At 37.6% G+C, this 16,831-nt stretch carries 15 protein-coding genes; 6 read left to right on the top strand and 9 right to left on the bottom strand.

The features are described from left to right. The first annotated feature begins 82 nt into the window (after positions 1-82). The 5 genes from JEP36_RS01660 (at position 83) to htpX (ending at position 7,025) form a co-directional block, all read left to right on the top strand. Positions 83-580, top strand: coding sequence for a GAF domain-containing protein (locus tag JEP36_RS01660; RefSeq protein ID WP_088495806.1), 498 nt, complete (start codon positions 83-85; stop codon positions 578-580). 95 nt (positions 581-675) lie between these two features. Continuing rightward, positions 676-1,371 (top strand): RNA chaperone ProQ, encoded by a 696-nt coding sequence (gene proQ / locus JEP36_RS01665; protein WP_198629806.1) that lies wholly within the window; start codon positions 676-678, stop codon positions 1,369-1,371. Between the two features lie 19 nt (positions 1,372-1,390). Next, entirely contained in the window at positions 1,391-3,451 is a 2,061-nt protein-coding gene (prc, locus tag JEP36_RS01670) for a carboxy terminal-processing peptidase (protein WP_109372531.1), read from the top strand. Positions 3,452-4,363: 912 nt separating this feature from the next. After that, positions 4,364-5,716 (top strand): OprD family outer membrane porin, encoded by a 1,353-nt coding sequence (locus JEP36_RS01675; RefSeq protein WP_198619649.1) that lies wholly within the window; start codon positions 4,364-4,366, stop codon positions 5,714-5,716. Between the two features lie 430 nt (positions 5,717-6,146). Continuing rightward, positions 6,147-7,025, top strand: coding sequence for a protease HtpX (gene htpX / locus JEP36_RS01680; RefSeq protein ID WP_088495802.1), 879 nt, complete (start codon positions 6,147-6,149; stop codon positions 7,023-7,025). A gap of 87 nt (positions 7,026-7,112) precedes the next feature. On the opposite strand, the gene JEP36_RS01685 is transcribed toward htpX, so the two are convergent. The 4 genes from JEP36_RS01685 to hxpB all read right to left on the bottom strand — a co-directional run bounded on the left by JEP36_RS01685 (position 7,113) and on the right by hxpB (position 11,291). After that, the gene (locus JEP36_RS01685) at positions 7,113-7,976 is read right to left on the bottom strand and encodes a hypothetical protein (protein WP_311748536.1); all 864 of its coding nucleotides are present in this window, start codon (positions 7,974-7,976) and stop codon (positions 7,113-7,115) included. A 135-nt stretch (positions 7,977-8,111) separates the two neighbouring features. Then, positions 8,112-9,503, bottom strand: a complete 1,392-nt coding sequence (locus tag JEP36_RS01690) for an L-cystine transporter (RefSeq protein ID WP_198619648.1) — start codon at positions 9,501-9,503, stop codon at positions 8,112-8,114. Positions 9,504-9,746: 243 nt separating this feature from the next. Further along, positions 9,747-10,313: a metal-dependent hydrolase gene (locus JEP36_RS01695; protein WP_198619647.1), complete on the bottom strand. Its 567-nt coding sequence runs from the start codon at positions 10,311-10,313 to the stop codon at positions 9,747-9,749. 309 nt (positions 10,314-10,622) lie between these two features. Then, entirely contained in the window at positions 10,623-11,291 is a 669-nt protein-coding gene (hxpB, locus tag JEP36_RS01700) for a hexitol phosphatase HxpB (protein ID WP_198619646.1), read from the bottom strand. Positions 11,292-11,495: 204 nt separating this feature from the next. On the opposite strand from hxpB, the gene JEP36_RS01705 reads away from it, so the two are divergent. Then, the gene (locus JEP36_RS01705) at positions 11,496-12,035 is read left to right on the top strand and encodes a YniB family protein (RefSeq protein ID WP_109372526.1); all 540 of its coding nucleotides are present in this window, start codon (positions 11,496-11,498) and stop codon (positions 12,033-12,035) included. A 135-nt stretch (positions 12,036-12,170) separates the two neighbouring features. Here the strand turns inward: JEP36_RS01705 and JEP36_RS01710 are convergent, their stop codons facing one another. The 5 genes from JEP36_RS01710 to JEP36_RS01730 all read right to left on the bottom strand — a co-directional run bounded on the left by JEP36_RS01710 (position 12,171) and on the right by JEP36_RS01730 (position 16,707). Beyond that, complete coding sequence (locus tag JEP36_RS01710; RefSeq protein ID WP_198629807.1) at positions 12,171-13,043, bottom strand: fructosamine kinase family protein; 873 nt, start codon at positions 13,041-13,043, stop codon at positions 12,171-12,173. A 154-nt stretch (positions 13,044-13,197) separates the two neighbouring features. Continuing rightward, positions 13,198-14,055 carry a metal ABC transporter permease gene (locus JEP36_RS01715; RefSeq protein WP_198619644.1) on the bottom strand — a complete coding sequence of 286 codons (858 nt, stop codon included), beginning with the start codon at positions 14,053-14,055 and terminating at the stop codon, positions 13,198-13,200. Beyond that, positions 14,052-14,963, bottom strand: a complete 912-nt coding sequence (locus JEP36_RS01720; protein WP_099073583.1) for a metal ABC transporter permease — start codon at positions 14,961-14,963, stop codon at positions 14,052-14,054. Before JEP36_RS01720 ends, JEP36_RS01715 begins: the two co-directional genes overlap by 4 nt. Positions 14,964-14,965: 2 nt before the next feature. Next, positions 14,966-15,853, bottom strand: coding sequence for a manganese/iron ABC transporter ATP-binding protein (locus tag JEP36_RS01725; RefSeq protein WP_006537128.1), 888 nt, complete (start codon positions 15,851-15,853; stop codon positions 14,966-14,968). Next, on the bottom strand, positions 15,850-16,707 hold the full coding sequence (locus JEP36_RS01730) for a metal ABC transporter substrate-binding protein (RefSeq protein WP_232797469.1): 858 nt from the start codon (positions 16,705-16,707) through the stop codon (positions 15,850-15,852). The genes JEP36_RS01725 and JEP36_RS01730 overlap by 4 nt, the downstream gene beginning before the upstream one ends. Positions 16,708-16,831 lie beyond the last annotated feature (124 nt).

The raw sequence follows: 16,831 nt of genomic DNA on the forward strand, positions 1-16,831 counted from the left end.
AAATGGAGTATTCAACCTCAAGATAAAATAGGCTAAATTACGAGTATGTTATCTATTTTAGTTACGCAAATAGGGTTTAATGATGCCAAAATCGCTTTTTTATCAGGAACTCACTGATAATTTGTCAGCCTTGTTGTCTGGTGAAAATGATCTTATCGCATCACTTGCTAATACCAGCGCGCTTCTTTACGAGAAGTTAGATACGATAAATTGGGTTGGGTTTTATCTTAATGATGGTGATTCATTAGTCCTTGGCCCATTTCAAGGCAAAATTGCTTGTGTCAGAATAGGTTTTGGGAAAGGAGTTTGCGGAACTGCATACTCTGAAAACAGAATTTTAAGAGTAAGCGACGTTCACCAATTTAGTGGTCATATTGCTTGTGACAGTGCAAGTCAGTCTGAAATTGTTCTCCCGTTAGAAGTAAATGGACAAATTATCGGCGTTCTCGATATTGATAGTCCTATTTTTGATCGTTTTGATAAAAAAGATGAAAATGGGCTTAAAGCGTTGTGTGACGTGCTCTGCGAGCATTTAAAAACTTGTCATACAGCAAAATATTGTGAATTTTGTGTAAGTTAACAGGCGTTTGCCATAGAAATTGTTGGCAACACTATTATAATGTCGCTTGTTCATGCCTGCGCTGGTTGGCAAAACCGTTGTAATCAGGAAATTTCATGGAAAATCAACCTAAGTTGAATAGTAGTAAAGAAATCATCGCTTTTTTAGCTGAACGTTTCCCTAAGTGTTTTATCGCTGAGGGCGAAGCTCGCCCTTTGAAAGTTGGCATTTTTCAAGATCTTGTTGAAGATCTAAAAGATGAAACTCAACTGAGTAAAACACAGTTACGTTCGGCATTACGCTTATATACCTCAAGTTGGCGCTACCTTTATGGAGTTAAAGAAGGAGCAAAACGTGTCGATTTGAATGGTAATGACTGCGGCGAACTGGAAGCTGAGCATATTGAACATGCTCGTACACAATTAGCAGAAGCTAAGGCGCGCGTTCAAGCTCAGAGAGCAGAACAACGTGCTAAGAAGCGCGAAGCTGAAGGTGATAAGGAGACCAGCAAACGTCCGGCAGCGAAAAAGCCAAATAATACGCGTCGTCAGCCACCTAAAGAGGGTGAAAAACAGCAGCCTCGTCCTCAAAAAGCGACTCAAGCACCTCGTAAAGCACCACCACGCCAAAATACTGAAAAGTTAATTCCAGTGAAAGACACATCAGTTCTTACTGTTGGTCAATCGCTGAAAGTTAACGTTGGTAGCAGCGTGATGGACGCGACAGTGCTAGAGATAGCGAAAGAGGGTGTACGTGTACAATTGCCTAACGGTTTGGCAATGAATGTACGCACGGAACATTTAAAGTTCTGATACGGAGGCCAACCAGAGCATGAACAAACTTTTAAATGTGGCTTTTGCAATCGGATTAACGTTAACAGGCACTTCTGTTGTGATGGCTGAAAAACCAGCCACTCCAGCAATGGTAACTATTGATCAGTTACCCGACTTAAAGCAAGAGCCACAGCATTCTACCGTGAGCGAGCGAGTAACCTCTCGTTTTGAACGCTCTCATTACCGTCAGTTCTCGCTAGATGCGAGCTTTTCTGAAAAGATTTTTAATCGCTATCTTAATTTATTAGATTATAGCCACAATGTGTTGCTAGCATCAGATATTGCCCAATTTGATAAAGAAAAAACCAAAGTAGGTGAATATCTGAAAAAAGGTGAGCTTCAGCCCCTTTATGATCTTTTTAATTTAGCGCAAAAAAGACGTTTTGAACGTTTTCAATATGCTTTAAACCGCCTAGATAAACCCATAGATTTAACTGGTCAAGATAAGTTTGAGTTAGATAGAACAAAAGCGCCGTGGCCGCAAACTCAAGCTGAGCTAGATAAACTTTGGGATGAAAAAGTAAAATATGATTGGCTAACGCTGAAACTATCTGAAAAAACAGATAGCGAAGTTAAAGAGACACTCACTAAGCGTTATAAAGCTGCATTACGTCGTCAAACGCAAAGCCAAAGCGAAGATGTTTTCCAAATCATTATGTCGGCATTCGCCCGCGAAATTGATCCTCATACAAGTTATCTATCACCAAGAAATACCGAAGCCTTTGATTCTGAAATGAGTCTATCCTTAGAAGGCATTGGCGCTGTATTACAGATGGATGATGATTATCCTATGATCAACTCTATGGTAACGGGTGGTCCCGCTGCAAAAAGCAAAGAGTTGAAAGTTGGCGATAAAATTATTGCTGTAGGGCAACAAAATAAAACGATGGTTGATGTTGTCGGCTGGCGACTTGATGATATCGTTGCTTTGATTAAAGGGCCGAAAGGTAGCCAAGTAAAATTAGAAGTTATTTCTGATGAGAAAGGCGCTAAACCAAGAACAATCACTTTAGTCAGAGAGCAAATCCGTTTAGAAGACAGAGCTGTTAAGCTAACTGAAAAAGTAATTAACGGTGATAAAGTTGCAATTTTGGATATTCCAAGCTTCTATGTTGGCTTAACCAATGACGTAAAAACACAGTTACAAAAAGTGGCGAAAGATAATGTTTCATCTTTAGTCATTGATTTGCGTGGCAATGGTGGTGGAGCATTAACCGAGGCGATTTCACTTTCAGGATTATTTATTCCAAGTGGTCCCGTTGTGCAAGTCAGAGATAATAATGGTCGTGTACGACAAGATTTCGATAAAGATGATGTCGTGTATTATAAAGGGCCACTGGTTGTTATCGTGAATCGCTTTAGTGCTTCTGCCTCTGAAATTTTTGCTGCTGCAATGCAAGACTACGGACGAGCATTAATTGTCGGTGAGCAAACGTTCGGTAAAGGAACAGTTCAGCAATATCGCCCATTAACCCGTGTTTACGATCAAATGCTAAGCCCTGATTGGCCTGGTTTAGGTTCAGTGCAATACACTATTCAAAAATTCTATCGAATTAATGGTGGTAGTACTCAACTTAAAGGGGTAACACCTGATTTGCTGTTACCAAGCTTTGATAGTGCTGAAATGGGTGAAAGTTTTGAAGATAACGCATTGCCTTGGGATAGTATCTCTCCAGCAAGCTATCAGCTATCTGAGTATTCAGACAAGCTGAAAGCGGCGTTAGCACCATTAACTGAACAGCATACTAAGCGTATTGCAAATGACAGAGAGTTTTCATATATCTTTACTGATATTCAGCGTTATAACGATGCTAAAGCAAAAGGTGAAGATAAATTTGTTATCTTAAACTTCGCTGAAAGAGAGAAAGAAAACAAAGAGCTGGAAGCCATTAAATTAAACCGCATTAATGAGCGTTTTAAATTAGAGGGTAAGCCTGCGTTGAAATCACTCGATGATTTGCCTAAGGATTATGAGGGGCCAGATCCTTATTTAGATGAAACTGCTGCAATCGCGGTTGATCTCTCAAAAGTGCTTAAGCCTAAGAAATTATTAAATTAAGTTATCAGTTATAACAACGGATACTTAAAGTAACCCCCCAATAGTTGGATAACCAATTGCTGGGGGGTTTTGTATTTATATTGATCAAGATATAAGATTATCATTGCCAATCAATGCTCATCAGGCTTTTCATCAAAAATCTTCTTAACAAAACCAATAATATCTTCTTGGATAGGACCCTTCATATTTTTAGTTATTCACTATATTAAGTTACCAGTAATATAAATAATTATTAATAAATGGATATTTAAATTTTACTTTATGTCACTTAATTTTTAATTCGAAATATATCTTGAATAAGTTTTGTAAGCTATAGAGAGAATACTAGGTTAATTTTTAGATAAGAAGTGAGTTTCTTATCTAATAAGTGGAATGAAAAGATAAAGGGATTATTTATTGTGATTAAGATCTCATTTGAAGGCATATCTATTGTAATAAATGTAACATGTTGTGACAATGATCTCTAAAATTGACATAAGATTACTATAGTATACAGATTATGAAATATTTGCGTCATTTTTGGATATTGACGCGTTAGCTAAAATCTTACCTAAATGATGAGTTATCTTTATTCTATAAGTTCAAAAATATATTTTTAGAGCAACATATCATAACTAAAATAATATATTTTCAGAGTAAGGTTCTCTACGTAAGGGATAATGACTAAAGGCAAATAATCTATAATTTGCTTATAGGATTTTATTGCAAAAAAATAAGTGAATATAAATATGGTGAGATATCCATATTGGATTTTTTACGCCAAAAAATGACTCTATTGCTTGAAAATGGTGCAACTATAAATTTAATCAAAGGTTATTTTTTAGCTAAATAAAGAAATGGTGTTTTATTAAACTTGCTGAATATAAGTCAGTATAACTTAATTCAAATATTTATTAACCAGGTTGCATTTAAATGAAAGTAAAAAAAATAGTATTGTTTATGTTGTCTCCTTGCTTCTTAGCGGTAAGCGCTGCTAATGCTGCGAATTGGGAAGACTCAATTAAAGAAAGTGCGTTTATTTCAGATTCAGAACTTGAACTTTCTACAATCAATATGTGGAAATACTTGAAAACTGAAAACCGTTTTGATAAAGAAGAGCAACGCTACAGAAAGCAAGTTGCTAATGCTTGGGGGCAAAACTTCCAAGCTGATTTCAGATCAGGTTATTTAGGTGGCATTCTAGGATTTGATGTCTCTTATTATGGTGGTATCAAATTAGGTGCAAGTAAAGACTTCGCCTCTCGTGCAATTTTATATAATGATGATGGCGATGCAAAAGGCTATAACAAAATTGGTCAACGTTTTGCAAAAGTTAAATTCGATTTAGATCCTGTATTAATTAACGGTAAAGCAGGGTGGTTTACACTGAAAAATACCGGTATTTTTACAAACTCACAGCGTTTATCATTAAACAGCTACAATGGTTATGCAACTAATACAGCAATGGGCGACTGGAGCTTAGATTTACTATTCCTTGACGGAAAAGTAATGCGTCGTGATAGCCCAAATATCGACAGAATGTATTTCAGTGATGGTAATGGTGTTAGACATAATATCGATCATGTTCTTACGGGTGGCATTAACTACAACTCCAAACCGTTAAAAGTATTTTATTTCTATGGTCAAGCGGATGATGTATTCCGTCAACATGGTTTAGAAGCAAAATATAAATTAACCTCAGATGTTACTGTTGGCGGTGTTGTTTATTATCATGATTACGGCAGTGATGGTAAACGTACATTAAGTGATGCCAATAAGGGTAAACGTAACTTTGATAATGACGCATGGCACTTTGCAGGTACTATGGAATGGCGTATTCCTGAGTCACCATGGACATTACGTACAGGCGTGACGTATACCGATGCAGAAAAAGCTAATGGTGTTGGTCAATTTGCTCGTAACCCAATTGGTAATACCCGTGGACGCTTTAACTCACCAGCTTACGCAGATATCGACTATGTACGTGATGGTGAGGTTATGGGTGCATTGGAAGCTGAATACAGAGTTAGCAAAGAGCTGTCTATTGGCGCGCGTACCAACTATAGTGAATTCAGCTATTCTGGCGAAAGATTAAAACAAGGACAGTTTGGTTTATTTAGCTACTGGAAACCAACCGCAAATCTTTCTGTTTCTTTAAGCGGTGGTATTGGCTGGCACCACCAGCAAGAAAACGACTATACCACACCAAAACTTTATGATGGTCACTCACAACGAGCTCACTCATTGTCTGGCTCTATGACAACAACATATCGTTTTAAAATGTAATCTATAGCGTTAATTGAGTTTATTGCTCGTATCAGATGCACGACTTGCATACATTGTGAGTCGTGCATAAAAATACAGAGATAGCTGCTCTATCGATTATCGTAAAAGATGGCGTCTATATGCCAACTTGCGCTGTTTTTTTATGGTAAACCCATTGTTATGATATTAAACAATACAAGCCTTTCTTAAATAAATTCCTTCCGTTCGACAAAACAGAAAATTCATATCATCTATTATCAATCACACTTTATATTTAAGTTTTAAATGATGCCTAATATTAGGTGTTCACTGGCTATTTTTTTATCAAAATGTAAAGTTATATCGTTTTTAATATTAAATAAGTTAAAAGGCTTGATAAAATCTGAAAAAGCCTTATTTATAAGACAGCTTTAGCAATGTGATAATTAGATAAAATAGGAACAGTATCAATATGATGAGAATTGCTTTATTCCTGTTAACAAACTTAGCCGTTATGTTTGTTTTTGGGATCATCTTATCTTTAACAGGTATACAAGGTCGTAGTGTTCAAGGCTTGATGATCATGGCGGGCTTATTTGGCTTTGGTGGTGCATTCATTTCACTATTAATGTCAAAATGGATGGCATTACGTTCAGTGGGTGGTCAAGTTATTGAAAACCCAACTTCAGAAGTAGAGCGTTGGTTATTAGATACGGTAAGACGACAATCTGAACAAGTCGGTATTAAAATGCCACAAGTAGCAATTTATGACGCACCTGATATTAATGCGTTCGCGACAGGTGCTCGTCGTGATGCTTCGCTGGTGGCCGTGAGTACTGGTTTGTTAGCTAGTATGAGCCGTGATGAAGCAGAAGCGGTTATTGCCCACGAAATTAGCCATGTTGCTAATGGTGATATGATAACCATGACCTTGCTGCAAGGTGTTGTGAATACCTTCGTTATCTTTATTTCTCGTATCATCGCTCAATTTGTTGCTAACTTTATTTCTAATGATGAAGAGAGTGAAAATAGCAATGGAAACCCATGGGTCTATATGGGAGTTTCAATGGTTCTGGAAATTGTATTCGGTATTCTTGCCAGCATTATTACAATGTGGTTCTCTCGTTATCGTGAATTCCATGCGGATGCTGGTTCTGCAAAGCTTGTTGGCCGTGAGAAAATGATAGCTGCATTACAACGTTTGAAAACGAGTTACGAGCCGCAAGAAGAAAGTAGCATGATGGCTTTCTGTATTAATGGCCGTAATAAGTCATTCAGCGAGTTATTTTTATCTCACCCGCCATTAGATAAGCGTATTGAAGCACTGCGCAATGGTGAGTATCTGAAATAAGATTGAGAGTTTAATCGCCAACTCTCAAAAAATTAAAGCGCTCAATATGAAAGTATTGGGCGCTTTCTATTTGTGAAGAATAGGGCTTTAATCTAAATACTCGCCAAAGTATGTCACCATTTTTTCCTCATCAATTTTAAGACTGCCTTTCCAGCCCGCCCACGGCATTTCCATATCAGAGCGACCTTTTGTGTTATTAAGTTGATTTTCTGCAATGGTAATATCGCCGAAATTAGCCCAATGATCCAAAGATAATGGAATATAGGCATTGGGAATAACACCAACTAAGGCAAGTGAGTGCAAAATACCTCGTTTGGTATATTTATCACCAGAAATTAATTTAGCTTCATTTAACCGCTTTTCAAACTTACCCGGAGTTTCATCTTCAGGAGCTTGGCGTAATAAATGGAGTAATTGCTTAAAGATCTCTTTATCTGCGAGTGTTGGACTGACTGGAGCGACGGTCAGTAGATGTTTTAAATTCAAGTAAGCATAGGAAGGATTGCCCGTATAAGAATTACCGTAATAGAGGCAATATTGAAAATAGCTGTCATTAATATGTTTTTGCTGATCCCCATCACGACAAACCCAACAGCAGGCATATTGAGGTTTTTCTTCATAATTATGTAATGGCAGATTTTGTAATTTATGAAAAGCCCCTAGAACAGAACGACCTCTAAGATAACTGCCTCCAACACCCGCAACAAAAGCATCTAAGCAACGCTTTTGGGTGAGTAATGGATCATTCTTTAAGCTATTTAATTTCGAAATAACATCAGTGTGATCAGCAAATTTTTCTATGATATTAGGTTGCCAATTGGCCTCAGATAATAAGGTTTGGTCTTTGTCTGAAAGAATATCAAGGGGATACAGTGAAACTTGGCGTTCTGGATCATATTGGCTATTTTCATATTTATAGAGTTTACGTAAAACTCGCATAATTTTTTGCACGATTTTACCTTGTTATATTTATAGGTTTTTTATTGATATTGGTGAATTGCATAGATAGAAGATAGGTAACTTAATATAGATACAAAAAAAAGCCAGTTCAAATGAACTGGCTTTATCAATAGAGGTAGATAACGTTTATTTTACGGTAAGTTCAGTTTCTTCATCTTGGTTGAAGACTGCTTTGTCCGTTTGTCCCATAATTTGACTGGTGATTGTACCCGCTGTCATTGAGCCACTAACGTTTAATGCTGTACGTCCCATATCAATTAACGGCTCTACTGAGATTAACAGAGCAACTAATGTCACTGGTAAGCCCATTGCAGGTAAAACGATAAGGGCTGCAAATGTTGCACCACCACCCACGCCAGCAACACCAGCAGAGCTAACAGTCACGATAGCCACTAAAGTTGCGATCCACATTGGATCTAATGGGTTAATTCCCACGGTAGGCGCAACCATAACAGCTAACATCGCAGGGTAAATACCCGCACAACCATTTTGACCAATGGTTGTACCAAAAGATGATGAGAAGCTTGCGATAGATTCAGGAACACCAACACGTTTAATTTGAGTTTCAATATTTAACGGAATACTTGCAGCACTTGAGCGGCTTGTAAATGCAAATGCTAATAAAGGTCCCGCTTTTTTGAAGAATTTAATAGGGTTTAAACCCGTGAAGCTGACAAGTAATCCATGAACAACAAACATTAAGCCAATAGCAACATAAGAGGCAACAACAAAGCTTCCTAATTGAATGATATCGTGCATATTTGAGCTTGCAACAACCTTAGTCATCAGAGCCATTACACCATAAGGTGTTAGCATCATAACAATGCGAACCAGCTTCATGATCCATGATTGTAGGCAATCAATCGCGGCTAAAACTTTCTCACCACGAGGCTGGTCTTCTTTGAGTAATTTCAATGCAGCCATGCCTAAGAAAGTTGCAAAGATAACAACGCTAATAATCGATGTTGAGCTTGCACCTGTTAAATCAGCAAATGGATTTTTAGGAATAAATGACAAAATAAGCTGTGGCATCGTTAAGTCAGAAACTTTGCCCATGTAATTTTGTTCAAGCGCAATTAAGCGCTGTGATTCTTGTTCACCTTGTACTAAGCCTTCTGCTGTTAAGCCAAATAGGTTAGCAATAACAATACCGATTAAGGCAGAAATAGCGGTGGTAAATAACAGTGTACCAATAGTTAGGCCACTGATTTTTCCTAGTGATGATGCTTGATGCAAACGAGCTACAGCACTAAGAATAGAGGCAAATACTAATGGCATAATGATCATTTGTAACAGCTGTACATAGCCATTGCCCACGATATTAAACCAAAGAATAGATTCTTTAATAATAGGATCGTGTGAGTCATAAAATGCGTGTAGTGCTAGTCCAAAAGCGACACCAAAAACTAAACCAACAAGAACTTTCTTTGAAAGGCTCCACTGACGTTGACTTAATTTAGCCAAGATGAGTAATAGCACAACAAAGACGAGTACGTTAATGATTAACGGAAAATTCATCTTAACTCTCCAACGAGATCTTTATTTATATAATTTCAACGATTGGATGCGATATGAGTTCTTAGGTAATAAGAAAGGATATAACAGCATCAATTCGTTATATGGTAACAGGATTGTTAATAACTTTTTATAATTAATTATTATTTTATATAATCGTTTGGTTATAAAAACAAGGAAAGTAGGCATAAAAAGATGTAAGAATTTATAAATAAATAGAAAAATGTAGGGTTTTGTCAGGGGGTGTTAAAAATTAGTGCGCTTATCGTGGTACATCTGTAACCAGTTGTTGACTTGCGAAGGCAGTGTAACAGTAAGGTGTGGAGGTAAAAAAAGTGCGCCAACAAGGATCAAAACAGAGATAAATCTCTCGCCTTTTTTATTATTCTTTTTACCTAAAATAGGTAATGCAAAACGTATTTTCAAAGGCCACAAGAAAGGAACGCCAGCGGGAGTTAACATATCTGCAATGAGATGACTAAGATAACCCAATAAAAGGGCATGGAAGATATCGGCAGAAATATCCCAACGTGGTGAAACTTGGGTTTCCCACAAAATAGCTAAACCACAAAACGCAAGTAAACTATGCGTAAAACCTCGATGACCACAGAGCTTTGATAGCGGCAGAGAAATAATACGGAATAATCGTCCGAGAATAGAGCCAGGGTGATCTAAATCAGGTAGAAGTGAGCCTAATAAGACAGCAGGGATCATGTGAAACCAATCACCATCAGCAAGAGCTGGCGTTATTTCAAGCTTCTGTGCTAACACAAGTGTTGCTACAGAAAAAAGTAGATGTCCTTCTGCTGTCATTCCATATCTGTTCGTTTGCTGTTCATTTATACAGTAATGAAGTATAAAAGGTTTTGACGATAACTAACAGACAAAAAAGATAAAAATTGTCTTAAATATTAAGGAATAACGGGGATATTTTATTTGATTGATTTAAAAATGATCGAATTTAGGATAAGAAACTAAAAAGTGAGATAACAGCGAATGGCAGTAAGCAAAATATATAAAAGGAATACTTAAAAGTAGAAAATGGCTCGCGAGGCGATAAACATTAAAAATAGAACAAAAAGGATATCTGACAAGGCAAGATATCCTTTTTATTTATGGAAATTAGCCTAATAAATGCAGTTGTGTTAGCTCATTGAGTGATGCAATTTTTACATCAGCTAAGCCCCATTGTTTATCATTAAATTGTTCTGTTGCTGGTACAACGATAGAGCGCATTCTTGCGCCTTTACAAGCAATCATACCATTGCGAGAATCTTCTAATGAGACACAGTGGATAGGATCAAGATTAAGTGCTTTAGCTGCGTTTAGATAAACCTCAGGGTGTGGTTTGCTGTGTGGTAATTCATCAGCAGACACGACGGCTGAGAAGTAATGACGAATATTAAACAACTCAAGTACACGCTCAAGCATAAAATCAGGAGATGCTGAAGCAAGTGCAATTTTTAACCCCGATGATTTGCAAAGCTCTAAGGCATGTTCAACACCCGGTAATAGTGGCTTTGTTTCTTCAACCAATTTGACAACACGAGAAACCATTTTTTGTTTTGCTTCTTGTTTTGAAACGTCTTGCCAAGGTGATGCTCTATACCATAAATCAATGACTTCATTTATTCTTAACCCAACCATATCGGGCATTGCCGATGCAAGGGATAAATCGACGCCTAATTCAGCAAAGACCTCATGTTCTGCTTGCTGCCAAAATGGTTCAGAGTCGATTAATAAACCATCCATATCAAATATTGCAGCTTCAATAGGGAATTTAAAAGACATGTTACTCTCCATAAATAAGGTCTATGTTGTCGAGTGGCGATTGTAGCAAGAGTTACAAGGAAAATCTTTTTAATCAGTTTCTTATTTATTTTGTAAAATAAATAGAGAGAATAGCTACTATTAATTTATTGTCGTATTAGCCGTTAATTAGACTACGATAAACAAAACAGATAAATATTGACGAATTCTACTAGTGAGGATGTGATGAGTTATCAATATGCAGGATTGTATGCCATTTTAAAGCGTGTACTTGGCTGGCTTATTTTTATTCCTGCCTTTATTTCGACAGCCGTATCATTGACAGGGTTGGCTGCAATACAACGCCCAAGTGGTGATGGTGTAAATGCCGTAATTAATGACTTTTTTCGTGTATTAGCGGAAATGGTGCAATTTAACACACCTTTTTTAGGTTTTTTCTGGAGAAATTCACCTATCCCTAATACTCAAATGGGGTTTAGCCAAGAAAATATCACTTTTTTTGTCATTTTTCTTTTTATGTTTATTGGTTTAGCATTCAGCGCATCAGGATTACGAATTTATCGCCAAGTGAAATATTTGAAAGAAAATATACAAGATCAGCTTATTATCGAACGTGCAATGAAAAGTGGTGTGACGGCTGAGGAGTTGCAACAAAATATCAAATTACCGCGACATACTATCTTTACTCAAATTATGGTGCTTTATCTGTCACCTTTAGTTGTTATTGCAATAGGTTATTTCTTGATGAAATTTTTAGGATGGTAATACTGCTTTAAAGTGAACGAGGACGGTTCATTGATATTAACTGAAGGGAAAAATAAACCTCGCACAACTGAATCTGGCGAGGTTATATTTTTTAGTTTACGTATCTTATCTCAGAGCTATTTCTCTCTTTTCCTATTAAGGTGTTGCTAATAGGTCATCAATTATTTTTCTGACTTCTAAATAATTTTCTTCGCCCCCAAATAAATTACAACGGTTGAGGAAGAAATAGAGTTGGTAAATAGGCTGACGTGATAAAAACTTATCTGATAATGGCCAAACGCTTTGATAACCATCGAAAATATTTGCAGGCACTGCTGTGCAAAGTGGTAACATCGCGATATCACACTCTCGATCACCCCAATAACAAGCAGGATCGAATACTGTACCTTCTGATTGACCAATCTCAGCACAGTTTTTAGGCCATAAGTTGCCGTGAAGCAGAGAGGGTTGTGGATTATGATCAGCAAGGCGATGATTGATGATTTGAATTATCTCGTCGATATCCCCAAAAATCATGCCTTTCTCGGAAGCTAGTTGTAGCTGAAAACCAATACGTTTTTCAGAATAAAAGTGATTCCAGCGTTTTTCCCAGCTATTGAGTTGAGGTGTTGTATCGATTTGGGTGTCGAAATCAAAGCCATAGCTAGGTTGATCTTCCCACTGATGTAGTCTTGCTAGTTGTTGTCCAAAACAGTAGGCGCTATGAGGTGTAAATGGTTGAACAGGCAAAAATTCAAGGAGTAGAAAACTGGCATCTTTACTATTACCGATACCAAGAACCCGAGGTGTTCGAATGGTTTGACTTTTTGCCAACATTTCGAGTTGTTCTGCTTCATTTTTAAAATTAGGCAGAAATTCACGCAAATTAGATTTCACAAAAACTGGCGTTTCACCATAATAAATTTTCCATGTATGATGAATATCGCCGCTAGAAAGGTGGATTTTTTCGTTTATCTTTGCTGAAAATCCCAAGTTTGATTCCAGTAAACGACCTATATTCTGCCACATACTTACACCTCGCAAAGTTGTTTACTTAGTAGACCCAAATAAAATAATAACGAGCGATGTTTATACTATGACAATAACACTTTAATTAAACCAATAAAGTATAAAGCTAAAAAACGGGATGATTATCCCGTTTTTGCTAAGATAAAGAATATTATCAGGCGTTAGCGGGTTTTGTTTGTCGCTTTATTTTTGCCAATTTTATCTGATTACAGAGTAACGCAATAATAAAGAATACAGCTTGCGTTAGCACAATACATGGGCCTGTTGCTCCATCAATATGGAAACTAATAAATGTTCCTATAACGCTAGATGCGACAGAAAATACAATTGCTAACATAATCATGCGTGAAAAACTGCGTGTTAATAAATACGCGGTGATCCCCGGTGAAATAAGCATGGCGACCACTAAAATAATCCCAACAGCCTGCATTGAAGCAACAATAGTTAATGCCAAAATAGACAACAATCCATAGTGCAATAATGTGACAGGTAAACCAATAATCCTTGCTTGGTTAGGATCAAAGCAATAAAGCATAAAATCTTTTTGCTTAACAAGCATAATAGTGATGGTGATTACACAGATAATACTAATTTGAGTTAATACATCAGGTGTAATGCCTAAAATATTACCAAATAAAATATGCATTAAATGTTGGTCTGTATCGACACTGGCAAAAATGACCAAACCCACTGCAAACATACCTGAGAACACAATTCCCATCACAGTATCTTCTTTAATGCGACTGTGATCTTTTAAATAACCCGTGGCAAAAGAGCAAAATAGACCTGAAAGAAAGGCGCCTACTGTTAACGGGATTGCGGTGACATAAGCAAGAACAACTCCGGGTAAAACAGCGTGAGAGATTGCATCTCCCATCAAAGACCAGCCTTTTAATACCATATAGCAAGATAAAATAGCACAGGCGATACCTATGATAATGGCTGCAATAATAGCGCGTTGCATAAACGGGTATTGAAAAGGCTCAATGAAAAACGCCAACAACTCATTCATAGTTTCACCTCTTCTGGTTTTGTTGATCCTTTATGCTGATGAGATTGTGTGATCAATTGTTGTGAACTCTGACGAGCACGACGGCGAGCGGCTAACATACCGTGTTTAGGGGCAAATAAGAAAGCCAACAAAAAGAGTGATGTTTGCATTGTGACAATCACACCACCTGTTGCACCATTAAAGAAGTAGCTAAGATAAGCACCTACTGCACTTGTGATTGTGCCGATACAGATAGCAATAATAGCAAGTCGTTTGAATTGGTCTGTGAGTAAATAAGCCGTTGCACCAGGAGTCACTACCATAGCAATGACAAGAATGGCGCCAACAGTTTGAAGAGCCGCAACAGTACATGCGCTCAAAAGAGTAAAAAAGATAATTTTTAATTTTAGTGGCGATAAACCGATTGATTTTGCATGAACTTCATCAAAAAAAACCACCAGCAAGTCTTTCCAAATACAAAATAAAACTAAGAAAGAGACACCTGTAATAATCACAACTTGCCATACATCTTCATCAGCAATACCTAAAATATTTCCGAGAATGATGGTCTGAACGTTGACGGCTGTCGGTTTAAGCGAAACCAGCAACAGACCAAAGGCAAAAAAAGTGGAGAAAATAAAACCAATAACGGCATCTTCACGAAGGCGTGTGATATGACGAATAAATGTCATTGATAATGCGGCAAGCAAACCCGTAAAAAAAGCACCAACTGCATAAGGCAAACCTAATATATAAGCCCCTGCAACACCGGGAACAACTGAGTGGGAAAGGGCATCCCCCATTAACGACCAACCTTTCAAAATAAGATAGGATGAAAGAAAAGCGCAGACAGCACCGACTAAGGCACTCACCCAAATCGCTTTCACCATATAGTTATATTCAAAAGGCTGTAGGAGTAAATCTAGCATGGCTAATCTCCTTGTTTGCGCTGGCTTTGGTGCGCTGGAGTGTGTTCTTCTTGATGACCATAAAAGACCGCAGCACGTTCATCATCGGTAATGACAGTGAGTGAACGAGGATCGTCATCATCATGAAGATCAGAACCCGATAGGCTAATGTGACGTAACACACCACCAAATGCGTGCTCTAAGTTTTTCTGTGTAAATGTCGTTTCAGTTGGACCACTGTCTAACACTGTTCTATTGATTAAAATAACGTGGTCACAAAATTCAGGTACACTTCCCAAGTTATGAGTTGAAACTAAAACTAAGTGGCCTTCTTCGCGCAAATTGCGTAGCAGCTCGATAATGGCATTTTCTGTTTTAACATCGACACCAGTAAAAGGTTCATCGAGTAATAAAACAGTACCTTCTTGAGCCATTGCTCGAGCTAAGAAAACACGTTTTTTTTGACCGCCAGAAAGTTCACCAATTTGGCGATGCCCTAAGCCTGACAAGCCAACGCGCTCTAATGATGCTTCAACAACTTCATGGTCACGTTTTGAAGGAATACGAAAAAATCCCATTTTTCCATAACGCCCCATCATTACAACATCAGAAACGAGGACGGGAAAATTCCAGTCAACTTCTTCTGTTTGTGGAACATAGGCGATCATATTTTGTTTTAACGCCTGCTGGATTGGGCTACCGTTTAACGTCACTTTTCCTTTAGAGGGCTTCACCAGCCCCATAATGGTTTTAAATAGTGTGGATTTACCACTGCCATTGATACCCACTAGGGCACAAATAGTGCCACCAGTGATAGAGAAACTTGCATCGAAAATAGCCGTATGACCGTTGTTGTAAGTCACTGTGGCATTATCAACAGTCAACGTAGGATTAGCTTTTATATTGCTCATTGCCCAAATCCTTTCGCAATTGTATCTACTGTAATAGTAATCAAATCAATATAAGTAGGAACTTCGCCACCTTCAGCGGAAAGTGAGTCAACATAAAGAACACCACCGTATTTTGCGCCAGTTTCTTTACTTACTTGTTTAGCTGGCTTATCTGAAATTGTACTTTCACTAAAGACAACAGGGATCTTGTGTTCTCTAACGGTATCAATCACATATTTAACCTGTTGTGGTGTGCCTTGTTCTTCTGCATTGATGGGCCATAAATAAACTTCTTTAAAGCCATAGTCATTAGTTAAATAGCTGAATGCACCTTCACTGGTCACTAACCAACGCGCTTCTTGTGGAATACGGGATAGTCTTTCTCTTAATGGTGCGTCAAGCTGTTTAATTTTTTCTGCGTAGCGTGCCGCATTTTGATTATAAATAGCCGCATTATCGGGATCGTGTTCAACAAGTGCCTTGCGAATATTTTCAATATAAATTAATGCATTATTCGGTGACATCCACGCATGTGGGTTAGGATTGTTTTTGTAAGCACCTTCACTAATTGCCATTGGTGTGATGCCTTCAGTGACAACAACAGCAGGTACGTTACGTAACTCATTAAAAAAGCGTTCAAACCAACGTTCAAGGTTTAAGCCATTCCATAAGATAAGATCAGCCTTTTGAGCTTTTACAATATCTTTAGGAGTAGGTTGGTAATCGTGAATTTCAGCACCAGGTTTTGTGATTGATTCGACAATAGCTGCATCTCCAGCTACATTTTGAGCGATATCTTGAATGATAGTAAATGTGGTGACGACTTTTAGTTTATCTTTTGCTTGTGTAGGTGCTGTTAAAAATACGGATGCCATAAGGCATAAAGCCGTAAGTGAAAGTTTGTTTACAGAGCGAAATATATCCATATTATTATTGCCTTATAGTTGCAGAGTTATTTTCTCAATTGATAATGATTATCAATATCATCTCAAAAAAGTC

This window comes from Proteus sp. PR00208 (genome assembly GCF_016238545.1).
Taxonomy (GTDB): domain Bacteria; phylum Pseudomonadota; class Gammaproteobacteria; order Enterobacterales; family Enterobacteriaceae; genus Proteus.